The 13702-nt window shown below is 77.1% G+C and carries 14 protein-coding genes; 10 read left to right on the plus strand and 4 right to left on the minus strand.

Going from position 1 to position 13702, the window contains the following annotated elements:
* Positions 1-13: 13 nt before the first annotated feature.
* Complete coding sequence (locus ACI8AD_RS19000) at positions 14-1639, plus strand: serine/threonine protein kinase (protein ID WP_456872087.1); 1626 nt, start codon at positions 14-16, stop codon at positions 1637-1639.
* Between the two features lie 41 nt (positions 1640-1680).
* On the opposite strand, the gene ACI8AD_RS19005 is transcribed toward ACI8AD_RS19000, so the two are convergent.
* Positions 1681-2418: a hypothetical protein gene (locus ACI8AD_RS19005; protein WP_456872088.1), complete on the minus strand. Its 738-nt coding sequence runs from the start codon at positions 2416-2418 to the stop codon at positions 1681-1683.
* A 294-nt stretch (positions 2419-2712) separates the two neighbouring features.
* Here ACI8AD_RS19005 and ACI8AD_RS19010 point away from each other — a divergent pair, with 294 nt between their 5' ends.
* Together ACI8AD_RS19010 and ACI8AD_RS19015 are read left to right on the plus strand one after the other, a co-directional pair.
* On the plus strand, positions 2713-3996 hold the full coding sequence (locus tag ACI8AD_RS19010; RefSeq protein WP_456872089.1) for a competence/damage-inducible protein A: 1284 nt from the start codon (positions 2713-2715) through the stop codon (positions 3994-3996).
* Positions 3993-4331, plus strand: coding sequence for a cupin domain-containing protein (locus ACI8AD_RS19015; protein WP_456872090.1), 339 nt, complete (start codon positions 3993-3995; stop codon positions 4329-4331). The genes ACI8AD_RS19010 and ACI8AD_RS19015 overlap by 4 nt, the downstream gene beginning before the upstream one ends.
* An 11-nt stretch (positions 4332-4342) precedes the next feature.
* On the opposite strand, the gene ACI8AD_RS19020 is transcribed toward ACI8AD_RS19015, so the two are convergent.
* Positions 4343-4528 carry a hypothetical protein gene (locus ACI8AD_RS19020; RefSeq protein ID WP_456872091.1) on the minus strand — a complete coding sequence of 62 codons (186 nt, stop codon included), beginning with the start codon at positions 4526-4528 and terminating at the stop codon, positions 4343-4345.
* On the opposite strand from ACI8AD_RS19020, the gene ACI8AD_RS19025 reads away from it, so the two are divergent.
* The 6 genes from ACI8AD_RS19025 (at position 4521) to ACI8AD_RS19050 (ending at position 11338) form a co-directional block, all read left to right on the plus strand.
* On the plus strand, positions 4521-4916 hold the full coding sequence (locus ACI8AD_RS19025) for an SRPBCC family protein (RefSeq protein ID WP_456872092.1): 396 nt from the start codon (positions 4521-4523) through the stop codon (positions 4914-4916). The genes ACI8AD_RS19020 and ACI8AD_RS19025 overlap by 8 nt on opposite strands.
* Before the next feature lie 111 nt (positions 4917-5027).
* The gene (locus ACI8AD_RS19030) at positions 5028-6221 is read left to right on the plus strand and encodes a DUF222 domain-containing protein (RefSeq protein WP_456872093.1); all 1194 of its coding nucleotides are present in this window, start codon (positions 5028-5030) and stop codon (positions 6219-6221) included.
* A gap of 131 nt (positions 6222-6352) precedes the next feature.
* The gene (locus tag ACI8AD_RS19035; RefSeq protein ID WP_456872094.1) at positions 6353-7981 is read left to right on the plus strand and encodes an acyl-CoA dehydrogenase family protein; all 1629 of its coding nucleotides are present in this window, start codon (positions 6353-6355) and stop codon (positions 7979-7981) included.
* A 164-nt stretch (positions 7982-8145) separates the two neighbouring features.
* On the plus strand, positions 8146-10248 hold the full coding sequence (locus tag ACI8AD_RS19040) for a putative bifunctional diguanylate cyclase/phosphodiesterase (RefSeq protein WP_456872095.1): 2103 nt from the start codon (positions 8146-8148) through the stop codon (positions 10246-10248).
* A 92-nt stretch (positions 10249-10340) separates the two neighbouring features.
* Positions 10341-11045, plus strand: a complete 705-nt coding sequence (locus ACI8AD_RS19045; protein ID WP_456872096.1) for an NYN domain-containing protein — start codon at positions 10341-10343, stop codon at positions 11043-11045.
* A gap of 56 nt (positions 11046-11101) precedes the next feature.
* The gene (locus ACI8AD_RS19050) at positions 11102-11338 is read left to right on the plus strand and encodes a hypothetical protein (RefSeq protein ID WP_089405396.1); all 237 of its coding nucleotides are present in this window, start codon (positions 11102-11104) and stop codon (positions 11336-11338) included.
* Between the two features lie 7 nt (positions 11339-11345).
* Here the strand turns inward: ACI8AD_RS19050 and ACI8AD_RS19055 are convergent, their stop codons facing one another.
* The gene (locus tag ACI8AD_RS19055; RefSeq protein WP_456872120.1) at positions 11346-11843 is read right to left on the minus strand and encodes an ATP-binding protein; all 498 of its coding nucleotides are present in this window, start codon (positions 11841-11843) and stop codon (positions 11346-11348) included.
* Positions 11844-12017: 174 nt separating this feature from the next.
* Here ACI8AD_RS19055 and ACI8AD_RS19060 point away from each other — a divergent pair, with 174 nt between their 5' ends.
* Positions 12018-12713: a GAF and ANTAR domain-containing protein gene (locus ACI8AD_RS19060; RefSeq protein WP_456872097.1), complete on the plus strand. Its 696-nt coding sequence runs from the start codon at positions 12018-12020 to the stop codon at positions 12711-12713.
* 9 nt (positions 12714-12722) lie between these two features.
* Here the strand turns inward: ACI8AD_RS19060 and ACI8AD_RS19065 are convergent, their stop codons facing one another.
* Positions 12723-13682: a nucleoside hydrolase gene (locus tag ACI8AD_RS19065; RefSeq protein ID WP_456872098.1), complete on the minus strand. Its 960-nt coding sequence runs from the start codon at positions 13680-13682 to the stop codon at positions 12723-12725.
* Positions 13683-13702: the final 20 nt, after the last annotated feature.

Consider the following 13702-nt stretch of genomic DNA (forward strand, 5'->3'; position numbering starts at 1 on the left):
CGAGGGAGCGGCGGTGAGCGGGAGCGGGGTGCGGGTGATCGGGGGCCGCTACGCGCTCGAGGGCCTCATCGCCACCGGCGGGATGGGGCAGGTCTGGCGGGGGCGGGACACGCTGCTCGACCGCCCGGTCGCGGTCAAGCTGCTGCGCGCGGAGTACAGCGGCGACGACACCGTGTGCACCCGCTTCCGCACCGAGGCCCAGCTCGCCGGCCGCCTCACGCACCGCAACATCGCCGCGCTGTTCGACTACGGCGAGCAGGTCGACGGGGACGGCGTGGTCTGCGCCCACCTGGTCATGGAGCTGGTCGACGGCGAGCCGCTGTCGGCCCTGCTCGCCCGCGAGGGGCCGCTGCCGCCGGACCGCGTGCTGGACCTGGTCGGCCAGACGGCCGCGGGCCTGGCCGCCGCCCACGCCGCCGGGGTGGTGCACCGCGACGTCAAGCCGGGCAACCTCCTCGTCGGCCGCGACGGCGTCGTCCGGATCACCGACTTCGGCATCGCGTGGTCGGCCGGCAGCATGCCGCTGACCCGCACCGGCCAGGTGGTCGGCACCGCGCACTACCTCTCGCCCGAGCAGGCCGCCGGCGGCAAGGCCGGCCCGGCCAGCGACGTCTACGCGCTCGGCATGGTGGCGTGGGAGTGTCTGACCGGGCGGCGCGCCTTCGACGGCGAGAACCCCGTCCAGATCGCCCTGATGCAGATCCGCGAGGAGCCCGCGCCGCTGCCGGACGGCGTCCCCGCGCCGGTGCGCGAGCTGGTGGCGCGGATGCTGGTCAAGGACCCCGCCGGCCGTCCCGCCGACGGTGCGGCGCTGCTCGCCGTCGTCGACGCGGTCCGCTCGGGCAGCCCGCTGCCGCCGGCGCCGCCACCGGTGACCGCGCCGCTGCTGCTCCCCGCCCCGCCTCCGGCCGGCCGGCCGCCGCGTCGGCGGTTCGTCGCCCGGGCGCTGGCGGCGGCCGGCACGCTCGCTGCCGGCGCCGTCCTGGGGGTGGGGGTGCTGCAGCTGGCCGGCACCGGGTCGGGCGCGCCCCCGGCCGCCGTCGCCGACGCCGCCCCCGCGGGCGTCGACGTCCGCCGCGCCGAGGTGGTGGGGCGCGGCGCCGACGAGGTCGAGGACCAGCTGGTGGCCGCCGGCCTGCGGGTGACCCGGGTGAGCGAGCAGAGCGCCGGCGCGGCGGCGGGGACGGTGCTCGCGGTGACGCCGGTCGGGCGGCTGGCTCTCGGCGACCTGGTCACGCTGACCGTCGCGGTCGCACCGCCTCCCGCGGCGCCGTCCTCCTCGGCCCGGACCGGGGAGCCGGCACCGGCGGAGGACGAGGTGCCCTGGTCCCGGAACTGGCCGACGCGGGACGGCGGCGGGTACCCGGCCGGCGACGCGGGGTCCGGCGTCGTCTCGCCCGCGCCGGCCACCTCGGCGCCGGCCGCCCCCGAGGCCGCCGTCCCCGAGGTCGTCGTCCCGGCGCCGGTCGCTCCGGCCGTCCCCGCTCCCGACGAGGTCGACGAGGAGGACGACCCCGACGCCGGTGCGGACGCCGGCCCGGGCAACGGTGCCGGTCAGGGCAACGGCAACGCCGGGGGCAATGGCAACGGGAACGGGAACGGCAACGGCGGGGGCAACGGCCGCGGACGCGACGGCTGACCCCGCCGTCGGTCGTGGTCGGCGGACCGGGCTGCGGCTGCTCAGCCCCGGCGGCGGGCCGGCGCCAGCCACACGGCCACCGCCAGCGCTCCCAGGGCCGCGGTGAGCAGGAAGCCGCGGTCGGAGTCGACCCGCGGCAGGGCGATGAGCACCCAGAACACCGCGAGGCCGGCGAGCCCGCCGACCGCGAGCCGCTCGGCCACGGCCGGGCGCAGCCGCCCGCCGGACAGCAGGCTCGCGGCCAGGCCGACGACGCCGCTCAGGGCGGCGAGCGTGGCGAACGCCGACCACAGCGGCAGGTCCGACCACAGGACCTGGCCGCCCAGGCGCAGCGCCAGCCCGAGCTCGAGCAGCACCAGGCCCACGACGCCGAGCCCCGTGGTGATCAGCACCGCCCGGTCGCGGGGGGTGCGGGGAGCGCGGGCCGTGCGCCGGGGAGGTGCCTCGGCGGCCGGCGCCGCGGGGGCCTCGGCCGGCGCGGCGGGCGGCGGGGGAGGGGGCGGGGTGCCGAAGAAGGAGTCCAGCGGGCCGGTGGGCTGCGGAGGTGCGGTGGCTCCGGTCCCGGCCGGCGGCACCACGGCGGTCGCCGCCTCCGCGTGGACGGGCTGCGGAGCGGTGTGCGGGTAGGCCGGCGGCGGCAGCGGGGCCGGGGCCGCGTGCGGCGGGTGCTCGGGCGCGGTGCCGACGGCGGTGGCGCCGTGCGCGGCGGGAGCCGAACCCGCCGGCGGGACGGCGATCTCCTGCGTGCGCGGGCCGGCCGGTGGCGGCGAGGCGGTCACGGTCGTTCCTCCAGGCGGTCGGCGGTGGACCGGGTCGGGCCCTCCCCGGCACGCTATCCGGGGCGGGCGGCGGGACCCCGGAGGCGGGTCGGCGGGTCCGGTGTCGGGCCCCTGGTCCCCGCCCCCTGGTCCCCGCCGCCGCTGTGTTCTCGCGACCCGGGTGAGCACCTGCGGTCGCCGACACGGGCCGACGCGCCGTGACGGGCAGCGACGACTGCCCACTCGCCGGCGGGCCGCCGTGCGGGGACCGGCTGCGAGCGGCGGGGGCGAGGGGGTCCTCCTAGGGTCGGGCGGGTGGGCACGCGCGCGGGCATCGTCGTCACCGGCACCGAGGTCCTGACCGGCCGGGTCTCCGACCGCAACGGCCCGTGGCTGGCCGAGGAGCTGCGGCAGGCCGGCGTCGACGTCGGGGCCGTGCTGGTGGTCGGGGACCGGCCGGACGACATGCGCGGCGCGCTGGCCTACTTCGCCTCCGCCGGCGTCGACCTGGTGGTCACCACCGGCGGGCTCGGCCCCACCGCCGACGACCTGACCGCCGCCGTCGTCGGCGAGTTCCAGGGGCGCCCCGTCGCCGTCGACGCCGAGCTCGAGCAGCGGGTCGGGGCGATCGTCGAGCGGCTCATGGCCCGCCGCGGCTGGCGGGCCGACCCCGAGGCGACCGCGGCCGGCGTCCGCAAGCAGGCGATGGTCCCCGCCGGCGCGGCGGTGCTGGAACCGGTCGGCACCGCGCCCGGGTTCGTCGTCCCACCGGCCGACGGGCGCGGCGGGCCGGTCGTCGTCGTGCTGCCCGGTCCGCCGTCGGAGCTGCAGGGCATGTGGCCGGCCGCCCTGGCCGCCGGGCCGGTGCGGACGGCGCTGGCCGGGGCCGGTGAGGTGCGGCAGGAGACCGTGCGGCTGTGGGGGACGCTGGAGGCCCAGCTCGCGGCCACGCTGCGCGAGCACGAGGCCGAGCTGGCCGGCCTGGAGATCACCACGTGCCTGCGCGAGGGTGAGCTGGAGATCGTGACCCGGTTCGCGCCCGGGGCGCAGCCGGCCTACGACCGGCTGGGCGCGGTGCTGGCCGAGGAGTACGCGGCGACGCTGTTCTCGACCGGCCCCGCGCTCGACGACCTCGTCGCCGACGCGCTGCGCGACCAGGGACTCACCATCGCCACCGCCGAGTCGTGCACCGGCGGCCTGCTGGTCGCGCGGCTGATCGAGCGGGCGGGGTCCTCGGCCTGGGTGCTCGGCGGCATCACCTCCTACGCCAACTCGGCGAAGGAGCACCTGGTGGGCGTGCCGGGGGAGATGCTGGCCGAGTTCGGCGCCGTGAGCCCGCAGGTGGCGCGGGCGCTGGCGGAGGGGGCACGGGCGCGGTTCGGTGCCGACGTCGGCGTCGGCATCACCGGCATCGCCGGCCCGGGCGGCGGGACGCCGGAGAAGCCCGTGGGCACCGTGCACCTGTGCGTCGTCGGGCCGTCGGGGACCGAGGCGCGGTCGGTGCGGCTGCCGGGCTCGCGGACGGCGGTGCGCGAGCGGTCGGTCGTGCTCGCGCTGCACCTGCTGCGGCACCTGCTGCTGGGTGGCCCGCCGGCGTGAGGCTGCTGGTCCTGCCCGTGCGCGCGCTGGCGTCGTACGGGAGCACCGGCGCGTCGCTGGTGCCGGCCGCCCGGGTGCTCGGGCCGCAGGACGGCTTCGCCGTCGACGTCGTCCGGCTGGCGCCCGGGGGGTCGATCGGCCGGCACCCGACGCGGCTGTGGCAGCTGTTCCTCGTCGTCGAGGGCGGTGGCTGGGTGTCGGGGGCGGACGGCGCCCGGCGCGCCGTCGGGGCCGGGGAGGCGGCCCTGTGGGAGCCGGGGGAGGAGCACGCCTCCGGGACCGACGACGGCCTGCTCGCCGTCGTCGTGCAGTGCCGCGTCCCGCCGGTCGACTGAGGGAGCGCCGGTCAGTCCCGGTCGAGGAGGACGTCGGCCACCTCGGCGCGGTTGGTCCAGCCGTCGACCATGCCGTCGTCCCCGGCGATCAGCACCCGGCCGTCGGCCTCGTCGACGACGCGGTGCAGCCACCACCACCGCAATCGTGCCGGGTGCGTGCGGCGGGCCGGTCGCGGGCAGGACCCCGTCGTGACCACCGTGACGCTGCACGCCACCGGGCCACTGCCGCCGGCCGAGGTGTGGGAGCGCTACGCCGAGCCCGCGCGGTGGCCGACCTGGGCGCCGCAGATCACCGGCGTCCAGGTGCCGGTCGCCCGGCTGGCGGCCGGCGTGACCGGGCGGGTGCGCGGGCCGGTCGGGGTGACGCTGCCGTTCGTCGTCGAGTCGGTGGACGAGGTCGCGCGGCGGTGGTCGTGGACGGTGACGGCCGGTCCGGTGCGCCTGCACCTGCTGCACTGGGTCTCGCAGGGGCCCGACGGCGGCAGCACCACCGGCTTGCGCGTCTCCGGTCCACTGCCCGTCGTGGTCGGCTACGTGCCTCTCGCGCAGCTGGCGATCAGCCGGCTGGTGCGCCCGCTCGACTGACGCTGTCCGGCTCCTCGTGGGCCGTGTCAAGACGTCGCCCGGATCTGTGGACGCGCCTCTGACCTGCGGATACGGGTCGCAGGACGGTCTCCGTTCCGGTATCCTTCGTACATGTGTTCGGGTGAGTGGCAGGTGGGTGACGACGTGCTGGACGACGTCGCCGCGCTGGTGGCCGAGCGCAACCGGATCGACGCCGCCCTGGCCCGGCGGGTGCGGGCGGCGGAGCTGGCCCAGGCCCCGGAGCGCGACGGGCTGAAGTCCATGGCCTCGTGGCTGCGAGGGCACTGCCGACTCACCGACGCCGCGGCCGCCCGGCTGGTGACCGCCGGGCGGGCACTGGAGCACCTGCCCGTGCTCGCCGAGGCGCACGAGGCCGGCTGGGTGAGCGCCGAGCAGGTCGCCGAGGCCGCCCGGGTGGTCACCCCGCGCCGGCGGGCGGCGGCGGCCGCGCAGGGGGTGGACCTCGGTGTGATCGACGCGGCGCTGACCCAGGTCGCGAGCGACGGCGAGCACGCCGACCTCGTGCTGGTGGTGCGGCGCTACTGCGACGCGCTCGATCCCGACGGGCCCGAACCGGATCCCACCGAGGGCCGGTCGTTGACGCTGTCGAAGCACGCCGACGGCAGCCTGTCGTTCCGCGGGCACCTGGACGCCGTGGGTGGGGAGAAGCTGCAGGCGGCGCTGGAGGCGCACGTGCAGGCCGACCGCCCCGCCGGCGACGAGCGCACGCGAGCCCAGCGGCTGGGGGATGCCTGGGTGCAGTGGGCCGACAACGCGCTGGCCGCCGGCAGCCTGCCGGTGCTGCGGACGGTCAAGCCGCACGTGGTCGTCCGCGTCGATCTGGACGACCTGACCGACCCGGCGACCGGCGCGGGCGCGGCCACCATGGGGTTCGGTGCGGTGATCTCCGCCGCCCGCGCCCGCTGGCTGGCGTGTGACGGGACCATCTCCCGGGTGGTGTTCGGCCCCGACGGGGTCCCGCTGGACCTCGGCAGGAGTCAGCGGCTGGTCAGCCGGCAGCTGCGCCGGGCGGTGGAGCTGCGCGACGGCGGCTGCGTGTTCACCGGCTGTGATGCGCCGAGCCACTGGGCCGACGTGCACCACCTGGTGCACTGGATCGACGGCGGCGAGACCAGCCTGGACAACAGCGCACTGCTGTGCGAGCGGCACCACACCCAGGTCCACCACGGCTTCCGCGTCGAACGCCAACCCGACGGCCGATGGCGCACCTACAGACCCGACGGCACCGAGATCACCACCCCGGCACCCCTCGCCCCGACACCACCCGTGCCCACCGCCGCCTGACACCACCTCGACCCGCACGGGACCCTGCCCTCCCGCCGTTCCACGTGGAACGGCGGGCCGGCGTGCGTGGCCGGCCGCAGGCGCACGGCGGGTGAGGACCGGGCGGCGGGGCAGGCCGTACGGTGCCGGCCGTGAGCGCCACGCACGAGGTCACCAACCAGGTCCCGCCACTGGCCGGGTACGACCCGATCGCCGGGGACGCGGTGCTGGCCGAGGCCTGCGTCCGGCACGCGGACCAGGCCACCCTCGCCTCGCTGGCCGACCTCGGGCGGGTGGCCGGGGGCGAGCAGGCGCGCGAGTGGGGCCGGCTGGCCGACGAGAACCGGCCCGTCCTGCGCACCCACGACCGCTACGGCCACCGGGTCGACGAGGTCGAGTTCCACCCCGCCTGGCACGAGCTGATGCGCACGGCGTTCGCGCACGGCCTCGCCGGCACCCCCTGGGCCGCGGCCGGCGCCGGCGACCGGCACGCCCACGTCCGCCGCGCCGTCGGCTACCTCGCCTGGACGCAGGTCGAGGCCGGTCACGGCTGCCCCGTGACGATGACCTACGCCGCCGTCCCCGCGCTGCGCGCCGCACCCGCGCTGGCGGACCGCTACGAGCCCGGCCTGACCGGCACCGGCTACGCCCCCGGGCTCACCGACCCCGCCGCCAAGCCCGGCCTCGTCGCCGGCATGGGCATGACCGAGAAGCAGGGCGGCTCCGACGTCCGCACCAACACCACCCGCGCGGTGCCGGCCGCCGACGGGACGTACGCGCTCACCGGTCACAAGTGGTTCACCAGCGCCCCGATGAGCGACCTCTTCCTCGTCCTCGCCCAGCTGCCCGAGGGCCTGTCCTGCTTCCTCGTCCCGCGGGTGCTCCCCGACGGCAGCCGCAACGTCTTCCGCCTGCAGCGGCTCAAGGACAAGCTGGGCGACCGCGCCAACGCCTCCAGCGAGGTCGAGTTCGACGGCACCACCGCCTGGCCGGTCGGCGACCCCGGCCGCGGTGTCCCGACGATCATCGAGATGGTCAACGCCACCCGCCTCGACTGCGTCGTCGGCTCGGCGGCCACCGTCCGCGCCGCCCTCACCCAGGCACTGCACCACGCCCGCCACCGCCGCGCCTTCGGTGCCCTGCTCGCCGACCAGCCGCTCATGCAGAACGTGCTCGCCGACCTCGCCGTCGAGAGCGAGGCCGCGACGGCGCTGGCGATCCGGCTGGCCGCCGCGGTCGACGGCGGCGAGACGGCGTTCCTCCGGCTGGCCGGCGCCGCGGCCAAGTTCCTCGTCTGCAAGCGGACCCCGGCCGTCGTCGGGGAGGCGATGGAGGTCCTCGGCGGCAACGGCTACGTCGAGGAGTCCGGCCTGCCACGGCTGTACCGGCAGGCGCCGCTCAACAGCATCTGGGAGGGCTCGGGCAACGTCATCGCCCTCGACGTCCTGCGGGCGCTGGGCCGGTCGGGAGAGTCCCTCGCCGCGGTCACCGCCGAGCTCGAGCTCGCCCGCGGCGCCGACCCGCGCTTCGACGACGCCGTGAAGCGGCTCGCCGCCGAGCTCGGCGACCCCGACGCCCTGCCGCTGCGCGCCCGCCGCGTCGCGGGGCTGCTCGCCCTCTGCCTGCAGGCCTCGCTGCTGCTGCGGTACAGCCCGCCGGAGGTCGCCGACGCCTTCTGCGCCACCCGCCTGGGCGGCGACTGGGGCACGGTGCTGGGCACCCTCCCGGCCGGCGTGCCGGTGTCCCGCCTGGTCGAGCGGTCCGTCGTCGCCCCGGTGTGACGGAACGGGAGAGACGGCTGGGGCCGTCCTGTGCCCGACCCCGCGTCACTCCACTACTCTCGGACAGGCGTCGCGCACGGACCGACTTCCCATCCCGTCCCGGTCCGTTCCCGGAGGCGGCCCGCTGGGCGGGACCCGGAGTGCGGCAGGGGGAGAGAGAGCGCGTGCAGCAATCCGACCGTGCAGTCACCATCGCACCCCCGGACCTGCTCGCCAGTGTCCCCGACGCCGTCTGCCGCCTGGACGCCGAGTGGCGCTTCACCTGGGTGAACGCCGCCCTCGCCGAGCTGCTGCAGCGACCGCCGGGACGCCTGCTGGGCCGCCCGGTGCGCGACTGCGTCCCCGACGTCCTCGGCTCGGAGCTGCAGGCGCACGTGCACGCCGCCGTCGGCGAGGGCCGGCCGCGGGCCTTCGAGTACCTCTACGAGCCGCACGACCGGTGGTTTGAGGTGCGCGTCTCCCCGGACGCCCACGGTGGGGCCGTGGTCTTCCTCCGCGACGTCGACACCCGGTATCGCCAGCAGGCCGCACAGGCGCGCCGGCTGGAGCAGATGGCCGGCGTCCTCGACGCGCTGCCCTCCCCGACGGTCCTGCTCGACCGCGACGGCCGGATCCTCATGGTCAACCGGGTCTGGGCGGGCAACGCCCCCCGGGTGCGCGCGCACGGCTGGGAGCCGGCCGACGTCGGCGACGACTACGTGAGCCGGATCCGGCAGGGCCTCTCCCGGGCCGACGCCGATCGCATCGACGACGGGCTCCGGCTGCTGCGCACCGGGCCGGCCGACGTCGTCCCGCGCACGTTCGCCCACGACTACTCCCACGACCTCGGCGAGGACACCACCTGGTGGCGGCTGCAGGCCGCGCGCGTGGACGAGACCGGGCAGGTCGTCGTCACCCACACCGACGTCACCGAGCGTGCCCGCGGCGAGCGGCGGCTGGCCTGGCAGGCCTCCCACGACGACCTCACCGGCCTGCCCAACCGCGCCCGCGTCCTCGAACTCATCGAGGAGGCGCTGGCCGACGAGTCCTCCCGCACCGCGCTGCTGTTCCTCGACCTCGACGGCTTCAAGACGGTCAACGACTCGCTCGGCCACGAGGTGGGCGACGAGCTGCTGCGCCAGGTGGGCGGCCGGCTGGTCGGCCAGGTCCGTCCCGACGACGCCGTCGCCCGGCTGGGCGGTGACCAGTTCGTCGTCCTGGCCCGGTCCTGCGACACCCCCGAGGCGGCCGCGCTCGCCTTCCGCCTGCAGCGCTCCTTCACCCGGCCGTTCAGCGCCGCCGGGCTGAGCGTGCCGGTGTCGGCGAGCATCGGCGTGGCCGTCGCCCAGCCCGGCCAGCGGCGCGCCCACCACCTGCTCAGCGACGCCGACGCCGCCGGCTACGCCGCCAAGGCGGCCGGCCGCGACCGGGTGCGGCTGTTCTCCCCCGACCTGCGCGACGCCGCCCGCTGGCGGATGGACGTCGCCACGCGGCTGCGCGACGGCGCCATGGACCAGTTCGTCGTCCACTACCAGCCCGTCGTGCGGCTCGACACCGGTGAGGTCGAGGGCGTCGAGGCGCTGCTGCGCTGGCAGCACCCCGAGCGCGGGCTGCTCGCCCCCGACGCCTTCCTCTCCGTCGCCGAGGAGACCGGGCAGCTCATCCCCATCACCCGCTGGCTGCTGCGCGAGACGACCCGCCAGGCCGCTGACTGGGCGCGGCAGGGCCTGGCCCTGCGCATGGCGGTCAACATCAGCGCGCGGCACTTCTCCGCCGAGACCCTCGTCCGCGACGTCCGCACCGCGCTCAAGGACTCCGGCCTGGACCCCGAGCAGCTGATGCTCGAGCTCACCGAGACCTCCGTCGCCGAGGACCCGACCCGCGCCGAGGACCAGCTCGCCGTGCTGCGCGGTTTCGGCGTCCGGGTCGCCATCGACGACTTCGGCACCGGCTGGTCCTCGCTGGCCCAGCTCATGGCCCTGCCCATCGGGACGCTGAAGATCGACCGCTCGCTCATCGCCGCCGCCGAGCGCCTGGCCTCCGGTGGCACCGGCGCGGTGCTCGGCGCCATCGTCGAGCTGGCGCACACCCTGGGCATCCGCTCGGTCGCCGAGGGCGTGGAGACCGCGGAGCACCTCCGGATGGTCCGCGAGGCCGGCTGCGACTCCGCCCAGGGCTACCTGCTGGCCCGCCCGATGGCGGCCGCCGACGTCGAGCGCTGGGCGTACCGGGTGCGCGACGGCGGCGGCGACTCCTGCGCGATGGCCCTCGCCGGCCGGCTGGGCTGACCGGCCCGGTGCGCCGTCGCGCCGTCCGCCGGGCGACCGCACCGGCCGGGCCGCCCGTCCGCGTGCCGGAGGCGGCCGGGCAGACTGCCCCCGTGACCGAGACCAGCGTGGCCGAGGACCCCGTCGCGGCGGTGTCCGCCCTGCCCGACGACGAGCAGGGCCGCGGACGCCCGGCGCTGGACCTGCTCATCTGGGACGCGCCGAACATCGACATGACCCTGTCCACGGTCATCGGCGCCCGGCCCACCGCCGCCTCCCGGCCGCGCTTCGACGCGATCGCCGCGTGGTTCGTCGACGGCGCCGGCGACCCGGCCGCCCCGGACGCGCCCGAGGTCGAGGCCTGCGTCTTCGCCAACATCCCGCCCGTCGTCGGGTCGCTGCAGCGCTGGGTCGAGGCGCTGCGCGGGTTCGGCTACGCGGTGTTCGCCCGGCCCAAGGCCCAGCCCGACGACGACATCGACCAGGCGATGCTCGACCACATCGACGTCCGCCGGCACAGCCACCGGCTGCGCCGCCTGGTCGTCTTCTCCGGCGACGGGCGCAACTTCGCCGAGCCGCTGGAGGAGCTCGCGCGCGCCGGCACCCAGGTCGTCGTCGTCGCCTTCAGCGAGGTCGCCGGGTACGCCATCGGCTCGGACCTGCTGGAGTTCATCGACATCGAGGACGTGCCCGGCGCCTTCTCCGCGCCGCTGGACCGCGTCCGCCTCGACGCCCTCCCGCCCGACGGCGCGTGGCTGCGGCCCACCCGGAGCCTGCGCGACTTCGTGTCCTCCTGGACCGCCCGCCGCAGCGGCTGACACGCCCGGCGCCGGACGGCGGTGTCCGCGGTGGCCCGCCGGGGAACGACAGCCCCATGGCGGTCTGCGAGGTCTGCGGCAACGACTACGACATGAGCTTCGAGGTGGTGGCGCAGGGCGCCCGGCACACCTTCGACAGCTTCGAGTGCGCCATCCACCGCATGGCCCCGATCTGCGAGCACTGCGGGGTGAAGGTGATCGGCCACGGCGTCGTCGTCGAGGGGCAGTTCTACTGCTGCGCCCACTGCGCCCGCGCCGAACACCGCGACGCGGCGGTGGCCGACTCCGCCTGAGCGGCGGTCAGTCGCGCGGGATCTCCGGGCTGCGCGGCTCGGGGACCCGGTCGCCGATGCCCTCGAGCGGGGCCAGGCCCGAGGGCAGCCGCGCCCAGACGTGCTTGCGGCCGGGGCGGCGCTCCCAGCCGTAGTCGACCGACAGCTGCGCCACCAGGTGCAGCCCCATCCCGCCGAGGGAGGGGTCGCGGTCGACGGCCGGCACCGGCGGGCGGTCGGGCGCCTCGTCGCTGAGGTCGAGCAGCCAGCCGGAGGGGCTGGCGACGACGAGGGCGCGCACGTCGCCGCCGCCGTGGCGCAGCGCGTTGGAGGCCAGCTCCTCGAAGACCAGCAGCAGGCCGTCGCGGGCGTCCTCGGTCGACGACGAGCTCACCGACGGGTGCGCGATGCGGGCCCGCAGGTCGGCGCGGACGCGGGAGACCACGTGCATGGCCTCCAGCTGCCAGTGCCAGACGTCACCCGCCACCGAGGGCACCGGCACCAGCGGCCACGCCTCCTGGGCCATCGTCACCCCTCGTGTCCCGTCTCCCGGCGCCTCACCGGCGTCCATCCTGACCGAAACCGCCGACGGCTGCAGCGGCGGCCCCCGGCGGGGGGATCCCGGCCAGGGCTGCGGCGAGACCCCGGCCCCGGGCCGCGGACTCCCCGGCGGGCCCCCGCGCCGGGCAGGATGGCGCCCGTGGAGGACCTCTGGCGGGCACTGAGCAGGCTGCAGCTGGTCGACCGGGAGCTGTCCGACGTCCTCGGTGAGGTGACCCGGCTGGCGGCCGAGCAGGTGCCCGGCGTGGACGCGGCGTCGATCACCCTCGTCCGCGGCGACACCCCGCTCACCGCGGCGCACCACGGCGACATGGCGCTGGCGGCCGACGAGATGCAGTACGAGCGCGGGCACGGCCCCTGCCTCGACGCCGGCCGCGGCGGCGTGCAGCTGCGCATCGACGACATGCGCACCGAGACGCGCTGGCCGGACTACACCGCCCGGGTGGTCGACGTCGGCGTCCTCAGCTCGCTGTCCACGCCGCTGCCCTACCAGGGCACCTCGATCGGCGCCCTGAACCTCTACGCGACCCGGGTCGACGCCTTCGTCTCCGCCGACGCCGCCGAGGCGGCCCGCGAGGTGGCCGAGGCCGTGGCGGTCGCCGTCGCCAACGCCGACGCGCACGCCAAGCTCGGCGACCACGCCCGCAACATGGAGCTGGCGATGCAGTCGCGAGCGGTCATCGAGCAGGCCAAGGGCGTCCTCATGGCCCAGCGGGGGGTCGACGCCGAGGGCGCCTTCGACATGCTGCGCGCGGCCTCGCAGCGCTACAACCGCAAGCTGCGCGACATCGCCGCGGGCATCGTCGCCTCCACCCAGGGCACGCCGCCCGCCTGACCGCCGGGCTCAGCGCGTCCGTGCGGCGAGGCCGGCCAGCCGGCCGACGAGGAACTCCACGGCGGCGGCGCTGTCGACGGTCTCGGCGACGTCGACGGCGGTGGGGGAGTCCGACACCGCGCGGCGGTCGACCAGCGTCTGCCCGCGGCCGGCGCCCCGGGTGGTGTCCACGACGACGTCGCGGCGGACGGTGCCCAGCGTCCCCGGCACGATGGCCTCGGTGAGCGCCAGCGCGTCGTGGACGACGACGCCGGTGGTGCCGTACGAGCTGCGCGCGTGGTCGACGTACTGCTGCAGGATCGCCGCCGCCGTCGCCCCCACCGGCCCGGCAGCGGCGAAGCGGGCGATGCCGTCCTCGTCGAGCACCGTGGGCACCGTGACGTCGAGCCCGACGAGCACGGTGGGCACCGCCGAGCCGAGGACCCGCGCCGCGGCCTCGGGGTCGGCCCACACGTTGAACTCGGCGGCCGCGGTGACGTTGCCGCCGCGCGCGGCCGAGCCGCCCATGAGGACCAGCCGGTCGATCCGCGCCGCGGCCTGCGGGTAGGTGGCCAGCAGCAGCGCGATGTTCGTCCACGGCCCGATGGCGGCCACGGTCACCGGCTCCTCGCTGGCCAGCAGCAGCTCGGCGAGCGCGACGACGGCCGGCCGCGGGTCGACGGCGGCCGGCGACGGCGCCAGCTGCGCCCCGCCGAGGCCGGTCTGCCCGTGCACGTGCCCGGCCCGCTCCGGCTGGGGGTACACCAGCGACTCGGCGGCGCCGGCGGCGACCGGGACGTCGGAGCGGCCGGCCAGGTGCAGCACCCGCAGCGCGTTGTCGGTGGTCTGCGCCAGCTCGACGTTGCCGTGCGTCGTCGTCACCAGGCGCAGGTCGACCTCGGGACTGGCCAGGGCGAGCAGGATCGCCAGGGCGTCGTCGATGCCGGGGTCGGTGTCGATCACCAGGGGTCGCGGTCGGGGAGCAGCCACCCGGTCATCCCAGCAGACCC

It is taken from the genome of Geodermatophilus sp. SYSU D00766 (genome assembly GCF_054049915.1).